The sequence below is a fragment of the Bradyrhizobium ganzhouense genome, assembly GCF_049949285.1.
Taxonomy (GTDB): domain Bacteria; phylum Pseudomonadota; class Alphaproteobacteria; order Rhizobiales; family Xanthobacteraceae; genus Bradyrhizobium; species Bradyrhizobium ganzhouense.
This window is the reverse complement of the sequence record NZ_CP181318.1, coordinates 3,755,163-3,780,360: the sequence shown is the minus strand read 5'-3', so window position 1 is coordinate 3,780,360 and position 25,198 is coordinate 3,755,163. Positions and strand designations below refer to the sequence as shown.

Genomic DNA, 25,198 nt, shown 5'->3' with positions numbered 1-25,198 from the left:
CGGAAGGTCCCGATATGACGAGCGCCGACGGTAGTCGACAAAGCGTGAAGTCGCTCTTCAAGATGCTCGAAGTGCTCGAGGCCTTCTCCTCGAACGATCCGGAGCTGAGCGTCGTCGAGATCGCGCGGCGCACCAACCTGCCCCGCACCACCGTCCATCGTATCGTTGACAGCTTGCGCAGCGTCGGGTTCCTGGAACAGGATGCCAGCCGCGACCGCTACCGGCTCGGGCTAAAACTGTTTGAGCTAGGTGGCAACGCACTGACGAACCTGCCGCTCTATCGCGAGGCACCGCCCTTCGTCGATACACTCGCCAAGCTCAGCGGTGAGGATGTGCATCTGTGCATCTTCGATGGCGCTCAGATGGTCTTCGTCAACCGCCGCAACCAGGTTGCCCGCCCCCACAATACCGTTATCACAATGGAAGCGTCACCCTGCCATTCAACTGGCGTCGGCAAAGCCGCCCTCGCCTTTCAGAGCGAGGCCGTGATCGATCGCGTCATCCGCGCCGGCCTCGCCCGCTTCACGCCGAACACGATCGTGGAGCCGAAGCGGCTGAAGGTCGAGCTCGCGGCGATCAGGGAGCGCGGCTATTCGATCGACGATGCCGAGCACGAGCCAGAGCTGCGTTGCGTCGGCGCACCGATCCGCAACAGCGCCGGCCGGGTTTTTGCGGCGATAAGCGCAAGCGGCCCGAGCCGGCGCGTCACGCCCGAGCGGGTGCCCGAACTGGCGCGGGCTGTGATGACACATGCAGAGCTTCTCTCGATACGTCTTGGATATGAGCCAAGCACGCAAAAGCCCGACACAGGTTTTTCGAGCGAACACGGCGGCTCAGTTGATGAGGCCAGGCAACCGAGCCGTGCAACAAAAACACCGGCCGAATAACTGTCCGGTCTCGAGATAGTGGATGTAGAAATAGGCGCGCTCGATATACAGCCAGCGCGCGCGAGAGAGACCGATAGGAAATGTTCGCCTGAATCACGCTCTCTCTGAGCTCGCTTCTGACGGCCTCTTTCGCCTCGCGCGCGAACCGGAGCAAACGGCGCTTCTTCTAATCCGCGCCTCGACCGAAATCATCGGACAGTCCCGCGCCCCGGTGCGGCGCCACTCACACCGAAAGCCTGATCACGTTAGCTGTGATGAGATTTTTCTTGATCTCCCGGTGCACACGTCGTGTACACACGGCCTCCTAACCGATTGAAAAACTTGAACTCTCGCTCCAAACCATGGGCAAGTTTGAGCTAGGTCCAGCAATCGATGTCCGATTCGAGCCAATCATAGCAAGGTTCGTCCCACCAAAGACATGCAGAAGACCATCTTTAACCCCCGCCCATGAGCTCGCACATTCAAATCGTGGAGCCGGCCTCCGACCTCAAGACGCTTCGGCTTTGCGAGCTATGCGCAGTCCGTTCTACGGTTTGCGTGGTGATCTAGTTTATTGGACAAGCGGTGGGGCGGAGAGATTGTCAGTCAATCCCCATTGAAAGAGAAAGCATTTTCGACCTTCCTAGACCAAAACCCTCCGCTTGAGCTACGGCCGAAAAATGGGATCTCGCCTTCAAAACCCTGTCCCGCTCAATGGCCGTCGTCGACAACAGTGCCATATCGCGCGCGGACAATTCATTCAAACAACAGTAGCTGCGAGTGCCCAAACATGGCGGCGATCCATCTCGCGCACCCGGCGAGTTGACGGGTCCAGGTCATCGAGGCCGACCCCAGCTCGGATTCCGGCACGACCTGATTGATGATGCCCCAGCGCTCGAACGCCGCAGGGTCCACGACCTGTTTGCGCGAAGCGGCGTCGACGCCTCGCAGCTCGAGGATGCGCATGCGCGCATCTCGCACCGTCAGCGCCGCACACTCCACCGGAACGCCAGACGATTGGCCAAACGATCCGACATCGGATTGTTGGCCGGCGCGCGGCAGCGGATCAGCGATTACGGCATCTACGGCTATGCGATGGTTTCGAGCCGCACTTTCGGAGATGCCCTGCTGTTCTCTCTCGATCACATCACCTTGGCCGGTCCCGCCGTACGTCAGATCAGTTTCCGGATCGAAGGGGGAACGACGGCGATCCTGCGCAGTCATGGGCTTGATACGCTGGGCGATCTCTTGCCGTTCGCTGCGGAGTTCTGGCGGAGCTCGATGACTGCGTTGTTCAGTCGCGTGCGCCCTTCCCCAGCAAGCGAATGGTTTTCCCGTTTCCCGCGCCCGTGCACTACGTCGCGCGCTGTGTCGATTATCTTGGAAATCCTAAGCTCCACATGGCCCGTAGGAGCGCCGTGGAAGCCGGAGCCGACAAGCACGCGGCCAACGTGATCCCGATCATTCGAGAAGGCCAGAAGGCCTGTGCGAACACCCTCAGGCAGATTGCCGACGCCTTGAATGCTCGGGGTGTCGCCAGAGCGCGTGGGGGGTGTATGGCACGCCATGAGCGTCAAGAACCTGCTCCACCGTTCAGCAACCGAGTAAGAAAGCGCACCGATGGCTTAGCGATAGTGCTCACGATGGTGGTGGCCGGAACAGTCTCAGCGGCGCTGGAGTGCGTAATAGCAGGCTCAGTGCTGCTCGGTGGCGCGGTGCTGATGGCGCGTTTCGCCCATGTAAGCGTCGGAGGACCCACGGCTCAAACGGGTCCCCTTTCGCGCTGCCCCAATTTTCCGAGCTTTTTCAGCCGAATTTCAAGTTCGCGACCCTTTAGGCGAGTGGAAATGTCCGCTGTTCGCAGCATAATGGCTTCATCGCTCCTGCGAAGCAGTCCGCCCCTGCGCGGCGAACACACAGCGCCCGATGCTGAGAGACGCTGGTGGCGTAGGCCGCGGAGGAGGTCATGAAAGACTCGACGGCCTGCGACCCGGATGCAGCGAGGTTTTTCGGTCCTGCAAGAGCGTCAGGCAAGGTAGAGGCCGACCTTCGGCTTGCTTCTCCTGACACAGCAAACTGCGCTCAGATTGAGGTCGGAAGTACATCCCCACTGCAAAGAGGACGTTAAGGAGAACCCATGCTGCCAATACATATAAACCCGCTGCCAAGATTTGAGATCTCCACAAATCATCCTGACGGAGAAACGGTACTTAGATACTAACCATTAATCGTTAAACTCTACCCGATTGCAGTCCATTATTTAATATCCTAGCGGGCGCATGGATACAAGCTCGGGCCACCGCAGATAATTTCAGAGATTAAACTCTATTTAAAAACTTTATTGCCGAAGTCTTTAACTACGCTATTCTGTGACCAATAACTTACCAAAGGGGTTCAGCGATGCCACTTATATCAACCGCGGCGGTGTTTGCGGCAGGATTTATGAGCTGTGCAGTTCTGGTCGTCCTCGGGGTATGGTGGTCATTCAATAGCGAACAGTAGCAGCCCGAAACAAGAAACGAGCTACCATGCGCGTGCCAGAGTGGCGGTTCAAATACGTGCGCTCGCAAAGCTGGATGTTGAGCTTAGATGCCAGCCAGCGGCAGCCTGATCGGAGCTACCGCTACCAGACCCCTTTTTGCGTCCTGCGCCAGAAGCGCGCATAGACGGCGAACCACTTGCAGAACGCTTGCTGCAGATCGCGCCGAGCCCGTGCGCGTTATCCAAAGAACGACTTCGATAAGGAACGGCTTCGATAAAGAGCCGGTTGTCACGCTGGCTGCAGCCGGGGAGCGCACATAGAGGATCAACTGAGGGTCTCTAATCGTCCCAGGTGCGCTCGCCGCACTTGCATTCGAACACACGGATGAGATTTCCGGTGTCGGAATGAAGAATTGTTCTGATCAACTGTTGTTTTTGATTGCAGACCCGGCACGTTTTTGATGAATTGCTTTTGATTTCTCCGACCTTGTCAGCCCTGAAGAGCTCCATTACTGTCCTCCTGTCTCTCGGCGAGATATATAGCCTAATGCATTTATTTTCGACATGAAACCCCTACCCGGACTGGTGTCCGATTAACTGAATCGAAAAGCAAAGAAACGTAACCGTTAGGGTTTAGGGCTGGCCGGGGATTGTTACTCTTAATGGCCAATATTTGGCTCAGTGTCTTCACAAACCGCGGCGCCTTTTCGCGTGGATCTAGAAGTAAGCTCCCGCGGCTAGCTGCAGAGCTGGTCTCGCGGCCCCTCTGTTTCGCGACTATCGGCCCCCCACAGATGCGGCCCCATCCCGAATTGAGATCTGCCTTATCGTTGTGGTCGTTGCGAAGATCGCAACCGCAATCAACTCACCTGCAAACGCACAATAAAAATGGCACGGACCAATTATTGGTCCACCGAAGTAGGTAAAACCTAGTTACCGCGCATCGCACCTCGCGATGTCAAGGCCGTCCGGAAAACAGCCAGCGCCGATTGACAGCTGCCCAATTGCGACACCATCGGCGCCAGCGAGACCAGCCCGGCCAAAACACTTGGCTTGCGGCAGTTCCGGAATTAACCTGCAGTGCGGACATCAAGCTTAACCGCCGAGCTAAGTTGCCGACCGCGCAGTACGCTGTATTATCGTTGCAGCTGCGCGATAACCCGAGGCTTTTGCATCGCGCAATCAGGAAACGCCTTGCTGTACTTGCACCGGACCTCTGACGACCGGCACATCTGCCACCAGACCCAGCGCGGCGAATTGGCTTGCGCACGATTTTTTTTGCTGCATTCAACGCATTATTTTCGGAGCTTTGGTCAATGCACGTCATCCCAAATTGCAATGAGAAGAAACTAGAGAAGGTCGACCTGAGGGCTCAATACAGAGAGTTACAGGAGCTTCGAGAGCGAGTCGCCCGAGAGCAGGCTAGAATTTTTCATGCGCCTCCCCTCAGCATTAGCGAGCATTGAGCCGAGCGACCTCTTCCGAACGAATCATCTCGCACTACTTTGGCAGATTGTTGGATTTCGGCGTTTTATTAGAATTTCCGAATCGATTTTTCAATGATTCATGGGTGGTCGGCTCTTGGAGGGCTGACCATGGCGGAATGGGAAGACGAACTCGAACGCTGGCTCGGCGGCAAGGATGCCGTGCTGGTTATTGGCGATAGGGCAATGCCGAAGAAGGGCGACCGCTCGGTTGGTGTCGCGGCCCAATACGCGTCGGCTCTTGGCAAAACGGCAAATTGCCAGACGCTGCTGTCGTTGAGACTTGCGCGCGACGAAGTGCCGGTGATGTGCGTTGCGTCTCTTTCTGCCTGAGAGTCGGACAAGGTCCTCGAGCTCGGCGCCGAGGGCGAGCAGTTCGGCGCGCTCCACGGCCGCCCTGGCGGCCGGTACCGGCACGGCCACCGGCGGTTCGGACGCCAGTACCGCGGCGGCCGTCTCGACCACCTTGGGGATGGCCACCGCCGTCCCGGCGGCGGGCGCGAGAGCCGCGACCAGTGTCGCAACCATGGATCTTCGGGTGAAAGCCGGGACACGGTCCGGAAGCGCCGCCTCGCGCGCGCCGGCCCAGGCCCGGTGCGTTGGCGCCGGAGCGCCCGCGTTTCGTGGGGTGGTGGGAATAGCTCACCAGCGGACTCAGCGTAAGCGATGTTCCGGCACCGCGGAATGACCGCGACTAATTCCGGGCAGTTTGATCTTTGGCAGCAGCGAGACGCTCGGCTTCTTTTAATGCTGCCGCTTTTGTCTTGAAGGGACCGATGTCGTTCTCTTCAGTGTCAGGCAACCAGGCGGGGAGGAACCACCAGCCTCCTGGTCTTCCGTAACTGGCAGTGCTTCGGACCGATCCGATGCCCTCAGCGATGAACCAGCCAGAATCGATCCCGTCCTGTCGCCATGAGGCTTCCGACATCATCTGTGTCTTCCTCGATTGAATGTACGCTCTGTGCGTCTCAGGCCACAGCTTTGAGTTCGTGACGGTTATAGGCCCACGGAAGCAGCTCATCGATGCTGCTGTTGGGATGATCATTGACGATCCTGGTGAGGGCGTCGGTCAGGTATTGGCCCGCTGTTCTCCGTCTCAACCAGGCGGCTGCCTATTGCGACCTATCTGTCGTCACATTCAAGGAGGTTTGCCCGGTGACGCCTATCGAATTCACGCATTTCGAGCCGCGGATTTCGTTGGCGTCGCGCAACGCTGGACGCGTGGCTGGAGAGCGGATCCGAACAAGGACTTCCAGCCGCCTCCCCGGCGCCGGCTTGGCGAGCGCACACACGGCATACGATGGCGAAACGGCCCCGCCCGCTGCAGGAGCTACCGCTAGTCGCCAGCGAAGAGGGCATCGCGATCGCGCTGATGGGCCCCGGAAAGGCAAGCCATTGGCGCGCGGTTGCGCCGCTTCTGGAGCGCCACGGCTTTCCGAAAATCGACGATCTGATGGGCGGCCGCTACACGCCCGCCATCCGTGCCTTCTCCGATCGCGAGTATCGCATCCACGGGCAAGCGCAATACGGAGTTCCACATCAATCGGCAAAACTTGGCTCGTCTCATCGTGCGGTTGATGGACCGGAGCGGCTCGGATCGTACCAAGGTCGAACGAGAAAACGGAAAGTGAAGCCGGGCGGTCCAGCCAAATGATGCCGGGCTTCAGCCCTGGTGATGCCATCCTGCAAGATGCCGGCCTGAAGGAAGTTTTCGCAGCCGCCATCAAGGACGGCTACTCTGTAGTGACATGTGAATAGCTTGCAGCAACATCTCGAACTTGCCTATGACCGAGCTGGCTGCCTAGTCCTTTTCGAAATTCTTCGCCCGCTGGAACAGCACCGACTGAAGCCCAGTGATGATCAATCTGTTCAACGTCTCGCAATCGGCTTTCGAAAGATGAGGAAGCTGGCGTGAATTTTTCCACTGCTCAATGGCAGCGGAAACTGAAATTCGCAGTTCATCATCAGCGGAATTATCCATCAGCCCCCTCACCCGGATTGCTGCTGAGCATTCGCCGCTTTTCCTGAGGTTTCAATTAAACCTTCGCACAAGGCAGGGCTCGACGATTAACTTCTCGGGCGCCGCGCCAGCGCCTCCAGCATCGCGGCCTTTTTAGCCTCGATGAACGCCGCGTAGCGGAGCGTCGGCTTGACGCTCCGCGCTGCCTTGAACGCCGCGTTCCACTCGCGCATCTGGCCCGCGGCGGCCATCTTCTCAAAGGCCTGCTCGACCGCGGCGCGGGCCCGCGCGACGGCGGTGACGTGCTTCGCGAGGCCGATGGACCGGCCGCCCGCCATCTCCTCGAGCTTGCGTGCGATCGCCTCGGGCGAGACCTGGACCGACTGCTTCCAGTCGTAGAGGTGATAACTGAGGCGGAAGTGATCGCCGCAGAGGCAGCAATAGATGATGCGGCCACGCTGATCGTCGACCGTGGCGACGTCGGCCGCGCCGATGTGGCCGCCCTCGTCGATCCAGATTGCGGCGATGCCGGCAGCGCGGAGATAGTAGTCGGCTAAATCATGCTGGTTGCTCCTTCCGCCCATGCCGAAGCAAAAGCCGATTTGCAGCGACGTCGTCAACTATCCCAAGAAGCAAAAGGGCCTCAGGCCGCCTGTAACGATGATCTCGCACGCTCCTCGAGCACGCCGATCGTCGAGATAAGGTTATCGCGCCGTGCACGCAAGTTCACTGCAAGCGACGGGTACGCCGGCTACCCGACATCAAAAACTCCGGCCTTAGCCTCCTCCCGCAGAATATTGGAATTCAAGAGATCGACACGCCACCACAAATCCGTGATGAGAGCGCTAAGCTGTAGTTCTCCGGTGATACCGGAACGGGACACTTCCTGCATCGTATGCCGGAACCTGGAACAGCCCGCATCCTCGGGGCCGACCAGGGATCCGGTCTGAGCAAGGAGAGTGCCAAGGATGTCGGGGATGAGTTTTCAGTTCCGGAATTAACCCACGTTCGCGGCATCAAGCTTAATTCGAGGCTTCGATTGCGGCCGCGTCCGTCGGCGCTAGGCTTCGTTCTACCGGACAATTGCCCCGTCCGGGTTCACCCTGGCGAAGTCGGCGCGCCTCCATACTCGGCGCGTCGGCTTTGTTCATTGGCGCGAGAAACGGTATGCGCAAATTGCTCCTGATCGTCTTCGGTGTCTGCTTCTGGATCGCGCTGCTCGCGGCGATCATCACGACGGTTGCGCGCCTCAGCACGGAAGCAAAGGAGCGGCGCAACCAGAATGTGGCTGTTCACGTCTTTAAGAGCAGGCGGTGAACGACTTGATAGCGCGCTCGGTCCCGCGCAGGGACCGGCTGGTCCGTTTTTCCGGTTCAAGGTTTCGAAAACACGATCGTTTCGCCGACGCCGGAACGAAACCCGTCTGATCGGCAGAGCTCGACCGTCGTGCTGGTGCCGCCCTGGTTGGATTGACAGTGCGAAACGCCTTTGATCGCAAACGTCCGTTGATCCTCTGGCAGCAACGGCGGCGCGTCGAGCGTGATTTTTGACGTCACGTGGTTCCACCACAAATCGCCCAAAGGGCATAGCCATCCTGGTGTGAGGACGTCGCCGTCTTCCTGCATGAACAGATCCCAGTCTCGTTCATGGTTCGCTCGCATCTGCAGGCCGGCGTTGTTGCTACGCTCCTCGGCGATCATCTTCCCGGGGCGACCTCCGCGCCTTGCTCCGAGAGCTCGAGACTTCCATTCAGAGGGTGAAGGTTGCCCTCGCGACGATGTAGATCGATGGCGTCATGGCATCAAGTTTGAGACCGGGTAGGTAGTCCCATCGCGTACATACTGCGCTGTCTGCGCCTGGCCCGCCTATTGGGGGCCAAGCGGACAATCACGCTGCCGCCCGATCTTCCTTCTCGGCCTCTCGCATCGCGATTCTAAGCCGATCATCCAGTGGCGATCTGTAGAGCCTTCGCCTCGGCCCACGGCGCGCGCATCCAGACATCGCGCTCGTTAAGGAACAGGTTACTAGTCACTGTCACCATCTACATATGGGTCGTCGCCCTAAGCGGCAGCGCATTCTAAGAACGGTTTAATATTTCGACACGCCCGGTTGGCGGTCTCTTTCAGGAGAGGCCCAATGTTTAAGGGCTTCACGGTGGCAATTGTGGCGCTGATTAGTACAGCGCAACTGGATCGATACCTAACCAACGGTCGGTACACCGACGCGGCCATGGATATGCTGCAGCAGATCAGGGTCGCGTTTGGATTTTGAGATACCCCTAGGGACAATTTTGAGGGCGCGTGATGGAAGGCATCTCCTGGGCTGATCTCGACGCGGAGCAGCAACGCGCCATTGCGATACTGGGAGCCGGACTTTCTATCGAGCTGTGTGACCTCGTTGCTCTCCTGGAATTAAAGCGGCTCGGGCTGATCGTAGGCTGCCATTTGACGGCCGCTGCGCACGAGTTGCGGAGAGGCTTTGTTTTAGACGAACTCGGGGCGCGCGTGATTGCGTGATGTAATTTCATTGGCGCACTCCCAAACCTAACCTGGTCGGGAGGCCTTGCCGGTATGAATATAAGGCTGGGGGTATAGCCAGCCTTGTGGTTCGGCTGCTCGCGTTACCGAAAGATGCCTCGGAGGAACAAGTCGACCTCGACTGCTGACTCACAAGACGCCGTCGCGATCTTGGACTTGGAGCCAAACCCGGACATTGCCGATGCAAGTTACTGCAAAGAAAAAGCCGCCCAGAGGCGGCTCACAATTCAAACCCGATGGTCTTGGATCAGGCAGCCATCAAGACTGGCCTTGACTTGCGACGATGGGCCATAAAGCCAACGCCAGCGAAGCTGAGAATGATCATTACCCACGTTGAAGGTTCGGGGACTGCGCTCACGCTGAATTGGATCGGAGTGTCGCGACCGGCGGCAACAATTGAACTTCCATAGCACCCCGGTGAACCACAAAAGGATCCGGTCGGTGAATAAAACACGTCATAGTCCACCGCATTGGATGCGTACGAAAACCCAGCAAAATCCAAAAGCCAGGGATTTGGCTACGTGCTTATGAGTCCACGCCGTAGTCGCTAGTCATTTTATTAGGAAATCGTGCAGCTTCTTGCCGGATCGAAGCTGCGCCCGCAGCCACCGAGGTTGCTTCCCGCGGCCAGCCCAGGTCTCCGAAAGATTTTTCGGATTCCGGTATTTGGGAAGGACCTTCGGATAAGGGCGACGCTGGTGACTAGGCCCTGCCACGGCCCCGGCGGCAAGTTGACGCAGGCGCTCCTCTAGCTTGGTTTTTTCATCTGACATCCTGCGACTGAGTTGGGCCGTTACCTGCTCGTGCAGGCCCCAAAGGTCGTCCAGAGACATTGATTTCAGGTCGAGAGTTGGCATCCTTCACAGCGTAGAACTTTCTGTATCTAGCTCAATAACTAAGTTTGCTTAACCCGTTCGGCTTATTTGAACTAATACTGGAAATCCGAATAACGTCTTGAGCGCGACCAGGGCCGCCCATGCCCAGGATTGCCGTAGGATATTCTCCAGGGCCGGCTCGTTTTGATTGCGCGAGCCGCTGCCAACCGGCTCTCATGATGAAACGCGAGCGGCACCAGGGGGCAATGGAGCCTTTCTTCAGCGTCGCGTGAGAATTGGGCATCATCGATGCTTGCAGCATCGATCTTGCCGTAGGTCTGGCACTCACGATGACGGTGCCCGGGGAGTCTATGGGGAGGGACCCATCGGACCATCAGTAGCTGAAATCCGCTTCCTATTGCACCTCAATGAGACGCCTTCGGTCGACCTGTGTAGGAAGAAATGGCAGCGGCAATCGGGAACGCAAATTCCGGCGGCGCTCTGAGCATCGGCGGGCCTCGAGCGTGCGGTTGAAAGATGATTGAAATAGCTTATGAACTAGTTTCGGTCGGGCCCGTCTAGAGGATAGCTCAAATCGGGGCAGACCCCTTTGCCTATCACCTTGAATTGCCGAAGAAATCTCGTCTTCACCGCACTGCGAGGAAGAGTAGTTGAGGCTACCGTCTGTTGGGATTCATCGGGAGTTTATCACGGCCGCGGCCAGAGGGATCATGGAGGCGAAGCTTTGATCGGTCTCGTCGGAGCATGGCGATGCGTTTGAACTCCTTGAGCTTGCCGAAGAAGTTTTCGATGAGATGCAGCCATTTGCACATCTCCTCGTAGATGGCGAGAGGCTTTGCGCGGTGCGGATGCTGGGAGATGATGACCTCGGCGCCGCGCGCGTCGAGCTCGGCGGCAATGGCGTTGCTGTCGAACGCCGTGTCGGTGATCAGCGCATCGAAGGCCAATACCTTGATGAGCGGCGGCACGTCTGGCTTTGCCCTTTTGCGCCCTGTCCGTGGCGGTGGACCTTGACGATGGTGGCATCGACCTTGGCGTATTCCATGTCGGGATCGTCGGAGACAGCGTCGGATAGCCGCTTCCAGATGTCCCCCTTTACCCAGTCGCGGAAGCGCGTGAAGTCACTGTTTCAGTGGCCGAACGAGGGCGGCAGATCCCGCCAGGGACTGCCGGTTCGGGCGATCCACAGCATGGGCCTCGACAAATAGCCAATTGTCCTTGACGCGGCGGCCGGGATCGCCCGGTTCGCCAAGACAAAGCGGCTCCATCTTCGCCCATTGGGCGTCAGTTAAAACAAATCGGTCCATCCAAAGCTTGAATCACAAACCGAGCCTGGATGAGAATCTTGAAGCCCAACCTACCCTGGTCCAGACAGGTACAATCTGTCGAGAGTTTCGGAGTTTGAGCTTTGGATGATTGCACGATTAACGGTTGTAAGGAAGTCAGCGAGCCTTCCTTATTCGCCGGCCGCGGCCAACGCTCGCACGACGAGCCCCCTTCGCGGACAATCGGGACGCCATGAGCCGACACAATGCGCGCCGCAAGGCCATAAGTTCCACGAATTGTCCTTCAAGATCTACCGCAACATTCGATCTCAGATTGGCCTTGGTCTTAGTTGCCATAAATTACCGCCTCCGGAAAAAGGGGATCACTGAAGCATAATCGGCCGCTAAAGTATGTTCACGCTTATCTATACGTTCGGATGAGCCCTCGCTCAAGTCACCTGACGGATGATCTCTCTATGAGGAAATCTTCCAACTTTTTGCCCGACCGCAGCTGCGCCCTCAGCCACCGAGGTTGCTTGCCGCGGCCGGCCCACGTCTCCTTAGGATTTTTCGGATTCTGATATTTTGGCACAACCTTCGGATAGCGGCGACGCTCGCGATTTGGCTTCCCGCTGAGACCAGCATCCTCAAGCCTACGTAGGCGCTCCTCGAGCTTGGCTTTTTCATCCACCATTTTGCGGCTAAGCTCAGCTATCACCTGCTCATGAAAATTCCACAACTCATCTAGCGACATCGATTTCAAGTCGCGGCTCTGCATTTTTCGACTCGCTTCGTTTACTGGTGGCCCGTTACAGGCTAAGCCCTTTTTTGATATCAGCTCAATGCCTAAAAGTTGGAATTACTTAAGCCATCCAAATCTATTCAACTATTACGAGAAAAGCATCAGTTGCACACTCGGGATGTTGAGGCCCGTCATCGCCGAGTCCCTTACAATTCTGGCGAAGCACAAGTGCAGAATCTGGCAACGGTCGCTGCACCCCCTTCACCTCGTCCCGAGGCGCACGCATCCAGACGTCTCTGCTCCTCCTCCATGTAGGGATCACCGGCATTGGCTTCAGATCGGATTGGCGGCGACCGCCGTGTTCGCATCTATCGAGAAGGCGTTAGACAAGAATGCGGTCCAGGGATCTGCTTGGATTTGGCGCCGCAGTCACCTCCGATTGGTCGGGATTGAGCTTCCGGAGGCCAAGGGCTGAAAGTGTTAGAGAACGAGAACACGCGGCTGAAGCGGCTGCTGGCCGACGCCATGCTCGACAACGCCGCGCTGAAGGACCTGTTGGGAATGAAGTGGTGACGCCGGCCGCCAAGCGGAGAGCTGTCGCGTATCTCCGAGACGCCTTCGGGATGAGCGAACGGCCGGCGTGTAAAGCCATCGGCTGCTGTCGCATGACCATCAGATACCAGACGACCCGGGCGGACGATGCCGGCCTTCGTCACCGCTTGAGAGCAATCGCCGAGGTGCGCCGTCGCTTCAGCCATAGGCACCTGCACGTTCTGCTCAAACGGGAGGGCTATGTGATCAACCACAAGAAGCTATTCCGACTTTAGCGGAAGAGAGGCTTGCGGTGTGCCGCCGTGGCGGCCGCAAGCGGGCGATGGGGGTCCGGGCGCCGATGAACGCGCGAGTGCCTGGCGCTGCTGGCCGGCGCCTCGCTCTCGGGCATCCGGGCGGCCCGGGAACTGGAGCGACTCGTGACGGAGCGTGGCAAACCGAAGATGGTGGTCAGCGACAACGACAGCGAGTTCACCAGCAATGCCATGCTGACCGGGGCCGATCAGAGCCACGTCGCGTGGCATTACATTGCACCGGGCAAGCCCATGCAGAATGGCTACATCGAGAGCTTCAACAGCGGGCTGCGGGACGAACTGTTGAACGAGACGCTGTTCACGTCGATGGCCCAGACCCGCGTCGCGCTCGGATGCAGGCGGGCCGATTACAACGATGTACGCCCACACTCGCGGCTCGGGTGGAAAACGCCGTCCGAGTTCGCCGTCACCTGCCATCCGAGCCGGGATCTGGCGCTGCGCTATGCCGAGGGGGCTCCGCGCCAGGTCCCGTCACTCCCATCGCCCAGCCGGGCCAATCCAACAGCCGGCGCGAACTCAGCTCTGGATAAAACTTGGGGGCAAAGGTCACACAAGCCTCGCAAGTTGCGACTCACCTTAACCTTATACGTTCGGCAGATCTCCAATTTTCAGTCGGACGCCCGATTTATCCGGAACTCGTCCAGCTTCTTGCCGGATCGAAGCTGCGCCTTGAGCCAACGAGGTTGTTTGCCACGGCCCGCCCAGGTTTCACCGTGATTTTTCGGATTTCGATATTTAGGAAGAACTTTCGGGTAAGGGCGCCGCTCGCGTATCGGCGCTCCGTTGTGACCCGTGGCGATGAGTTTATGAAGGCGCTCCTCAAGCTTGGTCTTTTCGGCCGTCATCTTGCGGCTGAGTTCGGCAACGACCTCCTCGTGAAGACTCCATAGATGTTCTGCGGACATTGTCCTTAAATCGCGGCTCTGCATTTCCTGCTCAAGTGGTTTGATTCCCTGCCATCCCCACATTCGCGATCGATAATGGCAAGCGGAAGGCAAATTCGCTGAGCCGAGCACGTTAACTGTTCACGGCGAAGCGCAGGGTGCCCACCGATTAGACATCTCGGTCAAGGACCGAACGTTGCAGCTACACCTGTGAGAAGAGACGGTAAGCATATTCTGCGCTATTCTCCTCGGGTCTAGCCACGCCGCACTGGGTGCCTTGCAATCAAACCGCTTTCTTACTGTTACCATATGTATAAGTTTCTCTTGATCGCAGCCGTAGCCTGCAAACCAGGCGATCAGTTTATTGACTGGACGGAGAGAATCCCGAGCACGGTTAAAATGCTTGACCTATTGATAACCATTGAGCCCTTTTATAGCCGCTTCTATATCTATCCTCTTGGCCACGCAGAGAACATCCAGTCATGCTGTGGCAACAAAAGAACGTCGATCGTAGAAGTACCGGTCGGAAGCCGCCAGTTCTGCATCAGGCAGAGCCAGCCGAACATGAAATGGACCGTTCGGGTGATGCTGAGATCCTCTACGGGCATTTAGCTTGAGCCGAGATTGTGATGACATCGGGCCAATCTTGGACGGGCCGCCCGGATCCGCGGGTTTTCTGCACAGGCGGCCGAAGACCAACGGCATCTCCGGCTTTGAACCCGCATAGACCACAGGATGCCTCACCCTGTAGGTGCCCAATTAACCTGCGCGAAACGTTCCGCCGCGGTCTATTTTGATCGATCGTCGGACACTCATCTGTCTGCTTGGAGCATCACGGATGAATGGCCTGGCGCGCGGTCGCGCATTGGGCATGGGGGCGGAGACCCACCTGTTCAAACCATATCTCGGCTTGATCCGCTGAGCCTTGAGACTTCTCCCTTGTGGATTTTCACCCACCAGAATCCAACCATCCCCCCTCGACACCCGTGCCGGCCGCCCCCGAGCCGTCAACAAGGGCGATGATGGTCCTAGGATTCTCGGGGGCTTGGATTTCTGGCATACCGGCTGCGCAACAATCTTCGGCTCTGAGAGCGGGCTGATCTCTGCTCCATCAGCTTTACAAAGAGATCGCCTTCGGACGGTCCTGAAGTTCGCGCTCAGCTGAGGTCGCCGCGCTCCTTGCGTATCCGCCGAAGATAGGCCTCGATCTCTTCTAGGCTTTCTTCAACGGATTTCTGCGACGAAGTGGCTCTACCCTCGGCGGGCAGCAGAAAAAACAGCCCGCCACAAAGAAAGCCCGCTCCGACGACAATCAATGTAATGCCTAAGGTATCCATTTTCACAGCTGAGAAAGCACTATCGTAAACCGCTTTAATCGCCGCGCAAGCCCCAGATTCCGCGAAGAATACTGTCAAACGGCGTTGGAATGGGACCCCATTCAAAAAAGGAGACCTGCCCCGTCTCGCAGCGCGAAGCCTGCCTGGAGACAACCGGATCGACCAGATAGCGGGTAGAGGCGCCCGTTGCCGACGAAGATGGTCTCCAGCCGTCTTCATGTTCTCGTGGATGCCGCGCCTTGCAGGCTTTGAAAGAATCGGCTTCGTTTGCAATCCTCGGCTTTGCAAATGGGACTGGAGTGAAAAATAAGATCTTCGCGCGGATATTCGCGCCACAGCGAAGTTTCCGCACGTACCATGACGAGCGGTGTTCCCGAACCGTCCATTTGGGCCATGATGACCGTAGGCTTCGCTGGGCTCGGGTTTGTGGCTTATCGGCGGAAGTCAAAGCCAGCATTGATCGCTGCGTAGTCACGATCCAGAAGCAGCCTCTGGCGGGCTTTTCCTTTGCAGTCGACTTCCGGATTTGGCCCTTTGCGTCATTTCGCTGCGCTGCAGAATTTAGCTGCTATCGGGGCATAGCTGACTCTACCAAGCAGATCCCCCGGCAGGTTTATGTGTTCACGGCCTAGCAAGACTAACTCGCGAAAAAAGCGCGCAATTCCCCGGCCGTAAGCCGTGAAATTTCCCAAATGACGGCCAGCCAGCATTTTGCTCCCTCGTGTGGCGCATTGACCGCTGACGGCGAGGCCCGTTAGCATTGGCTTATTTTGTTCTCCGAATTTTGGTTGATGAGTTGCAGAATGGCCAAAGCGATTGAATTGATTGTTGACGGGTTTGTAAGCCTCGGCGACCGACAATCCCTGGAGAGCTTGAGAGAGCACAGACGGCGCTTATCGGTTGATCTTAAGTCGAGGAGCGGCTTCGACTACAACTTTACGATCCGACGGATCGAAGAGGAGATCGCGGCGATTGAGATCGGGCTGGCTCGGCTGGAGCAGCGATCACCGGTCTAGCTAGCAGGTCAGACTTCAAAAAGATCCCGTTTGCCCGACAATGAGAGACTGCGGAGATCTCCAAGCGTTCCTCGCAGCGCGCCGCAATGGCGGCACGTGATTATCGTGGAAGACGGCGCGTTCTCAGCAAATTCGAAAATGATACCGAGCCCGTCACAGACCCGGCACACGATCTGAAATCGAGAGACCTCGTTGTGAGTCCGCATTTGCATGACGGCTGCCACGTTGCTGGAGAACAATGCCGCCGAGCGGAGTATGATCGCCCGACGGCCTTGCCTTGGCTGGGCCCGGACTTGGGGAAAATGTCCGGTGAGCCAGCCTTAACGGTTGGCGCAATCGCCGCAACTACAGTCGCGCGTTAAGCTTGATGCTGGAGCCGCGGGTTAATTCTGGAACTGCGCCAACAAGAAGGGACCGCCCGAAGGTGGTCTCCGAGGGGATGGCTTAGCCGGATCCCATGATCGATTTGCTGAACCTGACGCCACGCTACCCGCTGAAGCGGCCGAGGGGCGTCAGGCTACGGAAACCTGATTACGACGACGATATGCCATGAAGCCGAGGCCGGCAAAGCCGAGGATCATCATCGCCCATGTGGCGGGCTCAGGAACGGCGGCAACTTGCGTGATCGTGACGCTTAGAGGCACGACCGAGCAACAATAGCCACCCGGGTCCGAAAAGTATTCGTCGAGATTGTAGGAAGGGTTGCGGCCACCCGTGTTCGCAAGGTTGAAAATATCGCCGTTGGCCGTGGTGAAGGAAATCCCACCGAACGAAACAAACAGGGGGCTCGCAGGATACCGAAGATGATTGTCCGCGCCAGCGTAGCTCGACATTCCGGTAAATGTCGAAGTCACGCCGAGATAGGTTTCCGAGCCGGAAATCCCGGTTATCAAATACGGCGAACTTGCGTCATTGGTCACGAAGGTCCCGGCGCCAAAAACAGTTGCAGCCCGATTCGAGTAGTCGAAATTGAAAATGGCTGCGTTTGCCGGAAAAGTTGAGAAGGCCAAAAAACCAAACAATACGGCAATTAACCGTCGCATTCTAAATAATCCTCTCTTCGCTATTTAAATATATTAAATTTAATCTTCCAAATAAACGATCTCGTGTCAATTGGTCAGCCGAAGAATTGCCCAAAACATGCAGACGAATCCCAGGCGACGCCAATCGTGGGCTTTACCTGCGGCTCGGCGACACTTCGTCGGGCAGTTGGTTCCGCAGCCTGACGTCCCAGACGACCGCAAGAGCCGCCTCCGGCATCGCGCCCCACATCACCAGTCCGCAGCCCGGATAGCCAGGCGGAACGTTCCTTTGTGGTGAATGAGCACGTTAATATCGTTCCGCTCTGCGGAACGCCGGTTCCGACTCCACAAAGTGCCGGGACTGCGCCACCTTGTTGCAGCTCGCAGACACATTTTTCCCAGGAGGCCGCTGGCAGTTCCGGCGGCCTTTCTTTGATCCCGGCTTTGGCAGAATTTTCAGCGGCTGGGAGTGGTTATGCGGGATTGGAAAGCCGAGCTTAATGCCTTTGTCGCCGAGACGAAGGTCTTTACGAAGAATGTTGATAGTGCCGCCGCCGCGTCCCGACCACAGGCGCCGGAAACCGTCGAGCGTGTCGGGCTCACCGCCACCGATTGGGGCGGGGTCTGAGCGCGAGGAGACCAGGAAGCGGATCGAGAACTTCAGCGCGCATCAGCAGCACTTCATCCGGGAGCGAGAGGAGTACGCGGCTTCGAAGCTCGGCAAGCTGCGGCCATCTTCCGCTCGCTCCCGCTGACCAGGGCGCGATCTTCGCCCGCTGACTGACCAGCGCCACTGAATGGGTCCCCCAACGGGGCGGCGCCGGTTCAAATCGTCGGGTCCGTCCAGGAGGTCTAGCGCTGTATTGATGCGCTCGAGCTGGCCTTCGATTTCAACTCGCACATCACGAGCCGGAGTGTTTGGCATCCCCGCGCGAGTAAGTTCATTATAACTGTCGTCACCTGTCCCCTCGCCCTGAACGCTCCATCGCCAGACGCTCGCGGTTTCCTGACCTAGATCCCACTGCTGCTGCCTTTCGTCGCGCGACCATACTCCGCTCCGCGACCTGGTTTCTCCGAAACGGTAGTCCATGTCCGGCCCGCTCGCGCCTTTTGCTCTGACCATAATCGTTGCCCAGAATTTGTAGGCAACCCCGTTCCTGAACTAGCGCTGAGCTCGAGCAGGGCAACTCGCACATCTCGCGCCGGCGTGTTCCGCAGCCACTCCAGGAGCTTTTGCTTCCATGCGAGCAAACCTTTCTGACTATCGTCACCGATCCCCCTCGCCTCAAACGCGCGCGCTGCATCGCCGGATGCTCACGGTTTCTCGACTTTATTCCACTGCTGCTGCCTACCGTCGCAAGCAGGCTCCGCGCATTGCGATCTTCTTGCGGCGAGTCGCCCGAACGCCGAACCAGCCGAGCTGTGCAACAAATTCGCCATCAGCACGGTGGCCATGTAAAAGAATAAGACCCAGTCGAGCAACTGCGGGAGCAAAAGAAAGATCGAATGACCGTTTGAATTCCCATTCAGCCAGAGCACACCCACAACGGCACCAAAGAGGCCCAGCTCAGCCGTCCCGGCCGACGTGCCGTCTTGATATTTTCGGGACTGCCAATCTTGAAGCTGGGGAACGCAGAGCAGCAGAAACATTAGCCGGTAGACAAAATTCGTGCCCAAGAGATAGGTCCCGCAATAGATTCCAGCCCCGAACAGGAACGCAGTCCCGGCAACAGATTTATGGACTGCGCAAAACTCGCATCGGTTACGTAAGCTGTTTACGGCGACAATCGCAGCACCAATCACGACCACGGCAGCTGCGCCGGCGGGCAACCACGTCTCGGCCAGTCCGATCGGGCTCAGCCCCGCTTCGCTGCGAATCTGATCGATGCCGAGGAAAATCACCTTGTACCCGTACGACAAGATAAAGGTGCTCGGCACATTCCGCCGAATGAGGAAAACGTAGTCCAGGGTCAAACCCAAATAGGTCAACGACAAGGCCCCAGTGGTACACGCGAAGATCAAAGTCGACCGGCTAGACCGAGCGGCAAGCGAGATGCAGAACATCGGGAACAGCTTCAACACGACGCCAAGGCCGAGAAGCGCCATAGCTCCGCATGCCCGTCCCAGTCTTTTCTCCTCATATATCAGAGCAGCCGCCCCCACGAGCGCCAGGATGAACAGGTCGAGATTGCCACGCTCGACCCCCATCATCACTGCTGGTGACATGATGGCTCCCAGCGCCATCACTCCATGATACCAGGAGCGCCCCCGAAGCAACAACATCATCACGATCCCGGCAGCCGCGATTGCCGCCGCCGAAAGCAATGGCGAGTCCGAGCCATCGACGCCGAGAAAGCCAAGCCACAACCAAGCCGGTGGAATATTGAAGTTGTCGACATTGCAGGCGCGCGGTGCATAGGGATCGAGTCCTTTCCAAGCGCAAGCCGCGTAATCATTGATGACACGCATGTCGAAGAATGGCGGCTGCAGCGGGGTGACGCCAAATGCACGCCACGTCGCGTCCCATCCAACGACGTGACCAAGCGCAAGTAACGCAACCGCCGTGCCTGAGAGGCCCAGCGTCACCAAGATACCGGACCCGATGCCACGCGTATGGCTACTCGAACTCATGTGCTCCCCATTTCATATAGCAGCGTCTCACCGGTCACCGTTCGCCCGCGTCGCCGATGGCGCAGGCAGCGAATCTCCGTAACTATTCATGGCGCGAACACCCCTGGGTCCCCATAGTGAAGACGCTTCGCACCGCTTCAATTCTGCGACCTGCCATTCGGCCCCGCCTTGATTCCCTAGAGCAAATTGGGTTCGTTCTGCGAACTTCACCGCCCTAATCTCCCCGGCTTGATCTGGCATGAACGATTTCGCTCAAGGCGCGGTTCCGGCGTGCCGCCGCTCGCGGTTCATATCGATCGAGCCTATAAAGCGCTGTGAGGGCTCGCCGCGCGGCTTCCGCCACGCGTTCTTCTGGCTGGGCGGGCAGCGTCAGAGCGGGCACGACTTTGTTGGGCAGATCCGGCATTTCGCCGCGGGCGATTGAGCTCAGAAACTTCTTTATATCGCGAATGGATTCAAACAATTGGGGGCGCTCCAGGGCACCGTTGACGTAAATGCGTTGGACCTGCGCCGTCCCATTTAAGATCAATGACCGCTTGAGCGATGGCGCGCGCATGTTCGCGCAAAAGAAAGCCGGCCGAAGCGCCGACGATGAGACGAGCGAGGGCGTAGATGTCATGGGGGGTGGCCTCTGCTGCGGCGAGACCATGCCGATGCGCATTGCCGGCGGGGCGCGTCTTCCCAGCGCGCGAGCGCGGGCCGGCGCTCTTTTTCGCGTTACGCCGTTTGCCTAGGATCTGGCGCTCGGCCGGCCATGATTGGTCCGAATCCTCGCTCGCCTGTTCGAGCTGCGGGACCGCTGCGGCTTCAATCACGCGCAGAGCCCGCTCGGCAACACTGTAGTCCCATCATCCACGCATTGCCCGATGCCCCCGCAATTCCAATGACGTCAGCAGCCTGTCGACCATGTCGAGCTCCGCACCCAACCCTTTCATGGCTTCGGCCTCGATGGCGGACTCATTGAAATTGAACCGTCTGAGCAGACCGGCTACCTCCTTCCTCGCATTCTTAGTCGTGAACGACTTCTGCGCCGGCTCCTTTGCGGCCGCGAACTCAACCGCCTCCAGCCCCTGATAGAGCATATCTGTCGGCGCGGCGCGATAGGCAACGTTGAACATAGTGGTCTTGCAGCGCTGCCAGCGGATTGTTTGCCAGGTTGTATCGATTAATTCGGCAACATGGATAGCACCGGCCGGATGGCCGCCGTCCCGAGGTTCGGGGGCGCGACGTTGAGCCGGAACGCAGGTTCAAGTTGAGCCTCTCGTTTGCCGTTCCGCTCTGAGATTTGGAGAGCCACGGACGCGCGCATCATCATGGGCGATAACGAGGCGAGCCGCCCCTTGCGCGAAAAGCGCGCCGAGATTGCGCGGGAACGTTTTGCTCTCGCCCTTACCTATCGCCAAGGCGCTTTGGGAGGCGAACCCGATCCATGGCATCGAAGAAGCCGCGCCGCCGCGCGATCGACCCCAAAGGCCAGGGCTCAGAAGGTGTTCACGATGTGAATATCCCATTCGACAAAGCTCAAGCGGTCGTGCTGCCGTCTGCGCTAATGGAGCAGACCACTGGCCCGGTGAAAGATTATTGATCCAGTTGACCGTCCTCAATAGAGCGGGCCTGCAACGAGCACGCTTAGACATTAATCCAATCGAATAACTTCACGCAAAGCCTGGCCAGAAAATAAATCCACCCGATCATCGCCGTTGTAACCGCCAGAACATAGGCTGATAGCAATACAACGCGACAAATTCTAAGAGCTGCGTCGCTTGCGGATACTCGGTGGGACGCTTCACTCATCGCGCGGGGAGCGAGAACTCTCATTTCCGATCATCCAAGGGTGTTGCGACCATGTCATCGCGACGTCCAAATTACGTTTCGATGAAACGGCAGGCTAACTGGCTCAAATGTTCGATGACTTGTAGCTTCGTCACTAGGCAGCAGCTTATCAGCTCGCGCACGAATTCCGATAGGACATAAGATTGGGTCGGGACACTGATTGCCTCGAGTTTGCCGCGGCACCGCTGAAACCCACAGCTTGGATCCTAGTGAAAGCCATTCCCACTCGTGCTACCGCTTCGCCGCGTTGAGCGTTGCGAGCGGGTGGCCTGATCGGATTCGACGCCACCTTCAAGAATGCGAAGTCTGCGCTGCACCTCGCACAACCTTTGGCTGATGCGCACCTTCTCAGAGCTCCGCGCTTCCTGCGCGCTATCCGCGTTGTGTTGGTTGTTTTCGTTCGGCATCGGATCACATCTCATAGGCCAGATCAGCCTATCTGGGGCTGAATCAGTTGCCGGAGCTTCGGCTATCCACTGCCTAAAATAAGCGTCCATCTTGAACGCGCAACGACATTGCCCCTTTAACCTCAATGATTATCCTTTAATCTTGGGTCCGGGTTCGAAGTCCGCCTCCTTCTACATCCGGCTGGTAGGCGGCGCGGCAAGCTGATCGTTGTATTGACATCAACATGAACGATCCCGATGCCGCCTGAACGAAGATCGCCGCAAAAACCCAGGAGCCGCGGCTTTCGCCGATTGCTTCCAGCCAAATTTGATGCGTATTCACGCTAGTCGGGGTGTCGGCAAAAAATAGCTGACGCAGTCCGCATTCAGGTGGTGCAGATCTGGCGTCCGGATCAACAGGTAAAGTCAGAATGCGGGTCGCTCATCGCTCCTCGAGGAGCTCGCGCGTGCTTGTTGTGAAGAGCTCGTCGCTTTCGTCGCCGATCGCTCGCGGGAATCTTCCGGAGTAATAATTACTGAAATGGCGAAGGCTATCACTACCGCGTCTACGATCGTCGGGAGCGCTTTCGCAGTGATGACTCGCCATTTGGCATGACTCCCGTCTTGTCCGACGTGGGCCGCTCATTGCAGGTCATGGGTAGTCGGATCGCAAATAGTCATTCAAATTAACTTTGCCCGCGACTTTATCAAACTTGCCAAGCAAAGGTTATTGCAGGAGCTCGACACCCAACCTTAGCCTGAGTTGGCGTGGCGTACCCATGCAATCAAAGTGCTCTCATTTGCTCTCCTTATTTTGGTTGAAGAAGCGGCGGCAATAGACCGCTATGCGAGTGAAAGCGACCGCAAGCGATCCATGGTCAAATTGGAGAAGGCCGCCCTTCGGCGGCCTTCTCTGCGAGCCGCCTTACGTGAGCCTAGGCAAAACGGAATGCCGGATTGGAGGAACGAGACTTCCGATAGCCAAGAAAGCCGAGGCCTACGAATCCAAGGATCATCATCGCCCAAGTCGACACCTCCGGCACGGCCCCCGCCAAAGCAACGTTGTCGAACTCAAAGGCCTTTTGGGAGGAGCTGAATGTGATCCCGGTGATTGCGAAATTATCGAAGATGTTCACGTACGCCGAGCCGGCCAAGCCACGATCGCCGGTTGCCGGATCCAGGATCGGAAAAGTAGATGAATTGATGGTCGTCGTATTCCCGCCAGCGTCGCTGATCGTGATCGAATTGTACGCGTCACGCGATCCCCAATAGAGGCCGAAATAGTGAATATCCGCCCCAGCCACCAAGCTCATGCCTGTCGTTCCAGGCGTCACCACCGAACCTACCGATGCGTACTGCGTCGCATCGTCATAGGGAGCCGCCGACGATGAGGTATCACCCGTCGCAAATAGGACGGGACTTCCGGTAAATGTCGGGATGGTGGAGCTCATATCATAAGTTGTCGGAGCAAGCGACGACACCTGTCCTTCACCTACGACCGAAGTGCCCCCAGTCGTCAGCCAAACCGAGGCGTTAGCCGACGCCGAAAACAAAAGAGCGGTCGAAGCAACCAACGTCGCCAAAATATTTGATCTATTCATTTTTGCACTCCAAGGAAATCCAAAGCACGAGATATTTAATCTTTTAATTGCACTCCCAATAAGAGTCAAGCGCACCTTCAGACTTTATTAACTGAACCTCAAAGGCCGCCGCCCGCATGCGGACCCGTCCGTCCTGATGTATCAGGCCTTCTTTTGCGGCCGAATCTCGCGGTCAAATCAACCAGCCGGTCGCACCTCGCGCCAGCACCCGGCCAGACGACATCGCAAATTAACCGCTGATTTTTGGTCATCAGCCGTCATATTTAAATGACATATAAGAAAACTATCAGACACTATCGGCCGGAAATTGGGAGCGAACCCGCACGTAACGCAATTGGGCCCCACCGCAACATTCACCCCCGGCGGGGCAGACAATTTTCTACAAGTGCCCGGGCAGCGAACCAACTCTGGCTGATGGAGACATGCACGCACACACTTGCCGCAAATCCGCGGTCAGATCTATCAACCAATTGACCTAACCAAGCGGGAGACTGCCCCTTCCCCAGCTACCTCGACCTGAACGTCGATATCCTAGCGTCATTTGACTCTTCAGGCCTCGTGAGCCGCATCTGAAGGAAGCTGTCCAGCATCAATTATCCTCAACCAGCTTTTGAGGATACGCGGATCCCTGCTAATCCGCTACGCAATCCTGGTACAACTGTCGATCGGCGTGGGGAAGGCCGCTGCCTCCTTGTCGCGGCGGCGATATGTAATCAAAGCGATAGCGGCAAAGCCCAGGATTGCCATGATCCAAGACGGAAGCTCAGGAACGGCGGACACCGAGAAAGACGTAAACGATGGATAGTCGCTCGGACTGCTTCCGTCGCCAGCCACGTTGGACGGGTTGTAGAAAGCATACAAGCCATCGCCGCCTTGTGATGTAAGGGGATCAAACAAAAATCCAAAGAACGTGTCCGTCGCGGCAAAAATGACAGCGACGCCATTGGTCGTACCCGGCACGAAACCACCCACCGTCGTGTCATAACCGAAATAACTATAGGAAAGTCCTTGCTGAACAAACGCCAGGTCATATGATTGAATCGGCTGCCCGACGATAAACGCGTCTATGGAAAATGCCGTCAGGTCCGAGTAGGAAAGTAGTCCGGACTTCGAAGAGTCGTAGCTGAACGACCCAGTGGCCACGACACCACTCTGATCACTAAAGACAAAATTGTCCGTGATCGTTGCGGCATTTGCCGCCGAGAGTGACACAAGCACACCAGCAAAATAGCCTATTAACACGCGATAACAAACATGCATTGGCTGACCTCCGGCTTATTTAATGGGGCGACTTAGGGCACGCGCGAATCACTTGATTAACTTCATTCTATATTTGTTATTTGATCATTCAATCACCAGCCAAAGGGAATGGAGGCCGCCCCATTCAACAGAGTCGCGCTGATACCGACAACTCTTGAAATTTAACTGTCGCGTGCGGGTTGAGCCTCCTC

25 protein-coding genes and 6 pseudogenes are annotated in these 25,198 nt (G+C 57.5%); 14 read left to right on the top strand and 17 right to left on the bottom strand.

Annotation, left to right across the window (positions count from 1 at the left end; all coding sequences use genetic code 11):
• Positions 1–14 precede the first annotated feature (14 nt).
• The 3 genes and pseudogenes from ACLFLU_RS17075 to ACLFLU_RS17065 form a co-directional block, all read left to right on the top strand.
• Entirely contained in the window at positions 15–887 is an 873-nt protein-coding gene (locus tag ACLFLU_RS17075; protein WP_426413321.1) for an IclR family transcriptional regulator, read from the top strand.
• A 759-nt stretch (positions 888–1,646) separates the two neighbouring features.
• On the top strand, positions 1,647–2,321 hold the full coding sequence (locus ACLFLU_RS17070) for an AraC family transcriptional regulator ligand-binding domain-containing protein (protein WP_426413320.1): 675 nt from the start codon (positions 1,647–1,649) through the stop codon (positions 2,319–2,321).
• A gap of 2,576 nt (positions 2,322–4,897) precedes the next feature.
• A pseudogene (locus ACLFLU_RS17065) lies at positions 4,898–5,201 on the top strand (transposase); the annotation flags it as partial.
• Between the two features lie 324 nt (positions 5,202–5,525).
• Here the strand turns inward: ACLFLU_RS17065 and ACLFLU_RS17060 are convergent.
• Complete coding sequence (locus ACLFLU_RS17060) at positions 5,526–5,762, bottom strand: hypothetical protein (RefSeq protein WP_426413319.1); 237 nt, start codon at positions 5,760–5,762, stop codon at positions 5,526–5,528.
• 37 nt (positions 5,763–5,799) lie between these two features.
• Positions 5,800–5,931 carry a transposase domain-containing protein gene (locus ACLFLU_RS17055; protein WP_426413318.1) on the bottom strand — a complete coding sequence of 44 codons (132 nt, stop codon included), beginning with the start codon at positions 5,929–5,931 and terminating at the stop codon, positions 5,800–5,802.
• Between the two features lie 200 nt (positions 5,932–6,131).
• Between ACLFLU_RS17055 and ACLFLU_RS17050 the strand changes: the two genes are divergently transcribed.
• Entirely contained in the window at positions 6,132–6,485 is a 354-nt protein-coding gene (locus ACLFLU_RS17050; RefSeq protein WP_426413317.1) for a hypothetical protein, read from the top strand.
• 147 nt (positions 6,486–6,632) lie between these two features.
• Here ACLFLU_RS17050 and ACLFLU_RS17045 read toward each other — a convergent pair whose 3' ends face one another.
• Positions 6,633–6,812, bottom strand: coding sequence for a hypothetical protein (locus tag ACLFLU_RS17045; protein WP_426413316.1), 180 nt, complete (start codon positions 6,810–6,812; stop codon positions 6,633–6,635).
• An 86-nt stretch (positions 6,813–6,898) separates the two neighbouring features.
• On the bottom strand, positions 6,899–7,411 hold the full coding sequence (locus tag ACLFLU_RS17040) for a hypothetical protein (RefSeq protein WP_426413315.1): 513 nt from the start codon (positions 7,409–7,411) through the stop codon (positions 6,899–6,901).
• A 547-nt stretch (positions 7,412–7,958) separates the two neighbouring features.
• Between ACLFLU_RS17040 and ACLFLU_RS17035 the strand changes: the two genes are divergently transcribed.
• Entirely contained in the window at positions 7,959–8,108 is a 150-nt protein-coding gene (locus ACLFLU_RS17035; protein WP_426413314.1) for a hypothetical protein, read from the top strand.
• 56 nt (positions 8,109–8,164) lie between these two features.
• Here the strand turns inward: ACLFLU_RS17035 and ACLFLU_RS17030 are convergent, their stop codons facing one another.
• On the bottom strand, positions 8,165–8,491 hold the full coding sequence (locus ACLFLU_RS17030) for a hypothetical protein (RefSeq protein ID WP_426413313.1): 327 nt from the start codon (positions 8,489–8,491) through the stop codon (positions 8,165–8,167).
• A gap of 436 nt (positions 8,492–8,927) precedes the next feature.
• On the opposite strand from ACLFLU_RS17030, the gene ACLFLU_RS17025 reads away from it, so the two are divergent.
• Positions 8,928–9,062 (top strand): hypothetical protein, encoded by a 135-nt coding sequence (locus ACLFLU_RS17025; RefSeq protein WP_426413312.1) that lies wholly within the window; start codon positions 8,928–8,930, stop codon positions 9,060–9,062.
• A 32-nt stretch (positions 9,063–9,094) separates the two neighbouring features.
• Positions 9,095–9,307 (top strand): hypothetical protein, encoded by a 213-nt coding sequence (locus tag ACLFLU_RS17020; RefSeq protein WP_426413311.1) that lies wholly within the window; start codon positions 9,095–9,097, stop codon positions 9,305–9,307.
• A 268-nt stretch (positions 9,308–9,575) separates the two neighbouring features.
• On the opposite strand, the pseudogene ACLFLU_RS17015 reads toward ACLFLU_RS17020, so the two are convergent.
• From ACLFLU_RS17015 to ACLFLU_RS17000, 4 genes and pseudogenes are all read right to left on the bottom strand, one after another.
• Positions 9,576–9,680: pseudogene (locus ACLFLU_RS17015) on the bottom strand (PEP-CTERM sorting domain-containing protein); the annotation flags it as partial.
• A gap of 199 nt (positions 9,681–9,879) precedes the next feature.
• A complete protein-coding gene (locus tag ACLFLU_RS17010; protein ID WP_426414010.1) occupies positions 9,880–10,101 on the bottom strand; it encodes an H-NS family nucleoid-associated regulatory protein in 222 nt (73 codons plus the stop codon).
• A 719-nt stretch (positions 10,102–10,820) separates the two neighbouring features.
• Complete coding sequence (locus ACLFLU_RS17005; RefSeq protein ID WP_426413310.1) at positions 10,821–11,132, bottom strand: hypothetical protein; 312 nt, start codon at positions 11,130–11,132, stop codon at positions 10,821–10,823.
• A 751-nt stretch (positions 11,133–11,883) separates the two neighbouring features.
• Positions 11,884–12,207, bottom strand: coding sequence for an H-NS family nucleoid-associated regulatory protein (locus ACLFLU_RS17000; RefSeq protein WP_426413309.1), 324 nt, complete (start codon positions 12,205–12,207; stop codon positions 11,884–11,886).
• Between the two features lie 409 nt (positions 12,208–12,616).
• Between ACLFLU_RS17000 and ACLFLU_RS16995 the strand changes: the two are divergent.
• Positions 12,617–13,567: pseudogene (locus ACLFLU_RS16995) on the top strand (integrase core domain-containing protein); the annotation flags it as partial.
• Between the two features lie 78 nt (positions 13,568–13,645).
• On the opposite strand, the gene ACLFLU_RS16990 reads toward ACLFLU_RS16995, so the two are convergent.
• Complete coding sequence (locus tag ACLFLU_RS16990; protein WP_426414009.1) at positions 13,646–13,882, bottom strand: H-NS family nucleoid-associated regulatory protein; 237 nt, start codon at positions 13,880–13,882, stop codon at positions 13,646–13,648.
• 1,031 nt (positions 13,883–14,913) lie between these two features.
• On the opposite strand from ACLFLU_RS16990, the pseudogene ACLFLU_RS16985 reads away from it, so the two are divergent.
• A pseudogene (locus ACLFLU_RS16985) lies at positions 14,914–15,010 on the top strand (PEP-CTERM sorting domain-containing protein); the annotation flags it as partial.
• Positions 15,011–15,078: 68 nt separating this feature from the next.
• On the opposite strand, the gene ACLFLU_RS16980 reads toward ACLFLU_RS16985, so the two are convergent.
• On the bottom strand, positions 15,079–15,336 hold the full coding sequence (locus ACLFLU_RS16980) for a hypothetical protein (protein WP_426413308.1): 258 nt from the start codon (positions 15,334–15,336) through the stop codon (positions 15,079–15,081).
• A 285-nt stretch (positions 15,337–15,621) separates the two neighbouring features.
• Here ACLFLU_RS16980 and ACLFLU_RS16975 point away from each other — a divergent pair.
• A pseudogene (locus tag ACLFLU_RS16975) lies at positions 15,622–15,729 on the top strand (PEP-CTERM sorting domain-containing protein); the annotation flags it as partial.
• A gap of 332 nt (positions 15,730–16,061) precedes the next feature.
• Positions 16,062–16,274 (top strand): hypothetical protein, encoded by a 213-nt coding sequence (locus ACLFLU_RS16970; protein ID WP_426413307.1) that lies wholly within the window; start codon positions 16,062–16,064, stop codon positions 16,272–16,274.
• Positions 16,275–16,786: 512 nt separating this feature from the next.
• On the opposite strand, the pseudogene ACLFLU_RS16965 reads toward ACLFLU_RS16970, so the two are convergent.
• Positions 16,787–16,891, bottom strand: a pseudogene (locus ACLFLU_RS16965) (PEPxxWA-CTERM sorting domain-containing protein); the annotation flags it as partial.
• A gap of 880 nt (positions 16,892–17,771) precedes the next feature.
• On the opposite strand from ACLFLU_RS16965, the gene ACLFLU_RS16960 reads away from it, so the two are divergent.
• Positions 17,772–17,924 carry a hypothetical protein gene (locus tag ACLFLU_RS16960; RefSeq protein ID WP_426413306.1) on the top strand — a complete coding sequence of 51 codons (153 nt, stop codon included), beginning with the start codon at positions 17,772–17,774 and terminating at the stop codon, positions 17,922–17,924.
• Between the two features lie 686 nt (positions 17,925–18,610).
• Here the strand turns inward: ACLFLU_RS16960 and ACLFLU_RS16955 are convergent.
• On the bottom strand, positions 18,611–19,927 hold the full coding sequence (locus tag ACLFLU_RS16955) for a hypothetical protein (RefSeq protein WP_426413305.1): 1,317 nt from the start codon (positions 19,925–19,927) through the stop codon (positions 18,611–18,613).
• A 238-nt stretch (positions 19,928–20,165) separates the two neighbouring features.
• Between ACLFLU_RS16955 and ACLFLU_RS16950 the strand changes: the two genes are divergently transcribed.
• Positions 20,166–20,351 (top strand): hypothetical protein, encoded by a 186-nt coding sequence (locus ACLFLU_RS16950; RefSeq protein WP_426413304.1) that lies wholly within the window; start codon positions 20,166–20,168, stop codon positions 20,349–20,351.
• Between the two features lie 31 nt (positions 20,352–20,382).
• Here ACLFLU_RS16950 and ACLFLU_RS16945 read toward each other — a convergent pair whose 3' ends face one another.
• Both ACLFLU_RS16945 and ACLFLU_RS16940 read right to left on the bottom strand, forming a co-directional pair.
• Complete coding sequence (locus ACLFLU_RS16945) at positions 20,383–20,742, bottom strand: hypothetical protein (RefSeq protein ID WP_426413303.1); 360 nt, start codon at positions 20,740–20,742, stop codon at positions 20,383–20,385.
• Positions 20,743–20,775: 33 nt separating this feature from the next.
• A complete protein-coding gene (locus ACLFLU_RS16940) occupies positions 20,776–21,045 on the bottom strand; it encodes a hypothetical protein (protein WP_426413302.1) in 270 nt (89 codons plus the stop codon).
• A gap of 311 nt (positions 21,046–21,356) precedes the next feature.
• Between ACLFLU_RS16940 and ACLFLU_RS16935 the strand changes: the two genes are divergently transcribed.
• Positions 21,357–21,512, top strand: a complete 156-nt coding sequence (locus tag ACLFLU_RS16935) for a hypothetical protein (protein ID WP_426413301.1) — start codon at positions 21,357–21,359, stop codon at positions 21,510–21,512.
• Between the two features lie 1,569 nt (positions 21,513–23,081).
• Here ACLFLU_RS16935 and ACLFLU_RS16930 read toward each other — a convergent pair.
• Both ACLFLU_RS16930 and ACLFLU_RS16925 read right to left on the bottom strand, forming a co-directional pair.
• Entirely contained in the window at positions 23,082–23,747 is a 666-nt protein-coding gene (locus ACLFLU_RS16930) for a hypothetical protein (protein ID WP_426413300.1), read from the bottom strand.
• A 639-nt stretch (positions 23,748–24,386) separates the two neighbouring features.
• Positions 24,387–25,007: a hypothetical protein gene (locus tag ACLFLU_RS16925; RefSeq protein ID WP_426413299.1), complete on the bottom strand. Its 621-nt coding sequence runs from the start codon at positions 25,005–25,007 to the stop codon at positions 24,387–24,389.
• Between the last annotated feature and the right edge of the window lie 191 nt (positions 25,008–25,198).

Coding starts and splice junctions, on each gene's coding strand:
- ACLFLU_RS17035 (WP_426413314.1), top strand. CDS start 7,959: ATGCGCAAATTGCTCCTGATCGTCTTCGGTGTCTGCTTCTGGATCGCG.
- ACLFLU_RS16950 (WP_426413304.1), top strand. CDS start 20,166: ATGAACGATTTCGCTCAAGGCGCGGTTCCGGCGTGCCGCCGCTCGCGG.
- ACLFLU_RS17020 (WP_426413311.1), top strand. CDS start 9,095: ATGGAAGGCATCTCCTGGGCTGATCTCGACGCGGAGCAGCAACGCGCC.
- ACLFLU_RS16925 (WP_426413299.1), bottom strand. CDS start 25,007: ATGCATGTTTGTTATCGCGTGTTAATAGGCTATTTTGCTGGTGTGCTT.
- ACLFLU_RS17050 (WP_426413317.1), top strand. CDS start 6,132: ATGGCGAAACGGCCCCGCCCGCTGCAGGAGCTACCGCTAGTCGCCAGC.
- ACLFLU_RS16940 (WP_426413302.1), bottom strand. CDS start 21,045: ATGTTCAACGTTGCCTATCGCGCCGCGCCGACAGATATGCTCTATCAG.
- ACLFLU_RS17045 (WP_426413316.1), bottom strand. CDS start 6,812: ATGGATAATTCCGCTGATGATGAACTGCGAATTTCAGTTTCCGCTGCC.
- ACLFLU_RS17000 (WP_426413309.1), bottom strand. CDS start 12,207: ATGCAGAGCCGCGACTTGAAATCGATGTCGCTAGATGAGTTGTGGAAT.
- ACLFLU_RS16935 (WP_426413301.1), top strand. CDS start 21,357: ATGGCATCGAAGAAGCCGCGCCGCCGCGCGATCGACCCCAAAGGCCAG.
- ACLFLU_RS17030 (WP_426413313.1), bottom strand. CDS start 8,491: ATGATCGCCGAGGAGCGTAGCAACAACGCCGGCCTGCAGATGCGAGCG.
- ACLFLU_RS17025 (WP_426413312.1), top strand. CDS start 8,928: ATGTTTAAGGGCTTCACGGTGGCAATTGTGGCGCTGATTAGTACAGCG.
- ACLFLU_RS16955 (WP_426413305.1), bottom strand. CDS start 19,927: ATGAGTTCGAGTAGCCATACGCGTGGCATCGGGTCCGGTATCTTGGTG.
- ACLFLU_RS17060 (WP_426413319.1), bottom strand. CDS start 5,762: ATGATGTCGGAAGCCTCATGGCGACAGGACGGGATCGATTCTGGCTGG.
- ACLFLU_RS17075 (WP_426413321.1), top strand. CDS start 15: ATGACGAGCGCCGACGGTAGTCGACAAAGCGTGAAGTCGCTCTTCAAG.
- ACLFLU_RS16990 (WP_426414009.1), bottom strand. CDS start 13,882: ATGACGGCCGAAAAGACCAAGCTTGAGGAGCGCCTTCATAAACTCATC.
- ACLFLU_RS16970 (WP_426413307.1), top strand. CDS start 16,062: ATGGCCAAAGCGATTGAATTGATTGTTGACGGGTTTGTAAGCCTCGGC.
- ACLFLU_RS16960 (WP_426413306.1), top strand. CDS start 17,772: ATGCGGGATTGGAAAGCCGAGCTTAATGCCTTTGTCGCCGAGACGAAG.
- ACLFLU_RS17010 (WP_426414010.1), bottom strand. CDS start 10,101: ATGTCAGATGAAAAAACCAAGCTAGAGGAGCGCCTGCGTCAACTTGCC.
- ACLFLU_RS16930 (WP_426413300.1), bottom strand. CDS start 23,747: ATGAATAGATCAAATATTTTGGCGACGTTGGTTGCTTCGACCGCTCTT.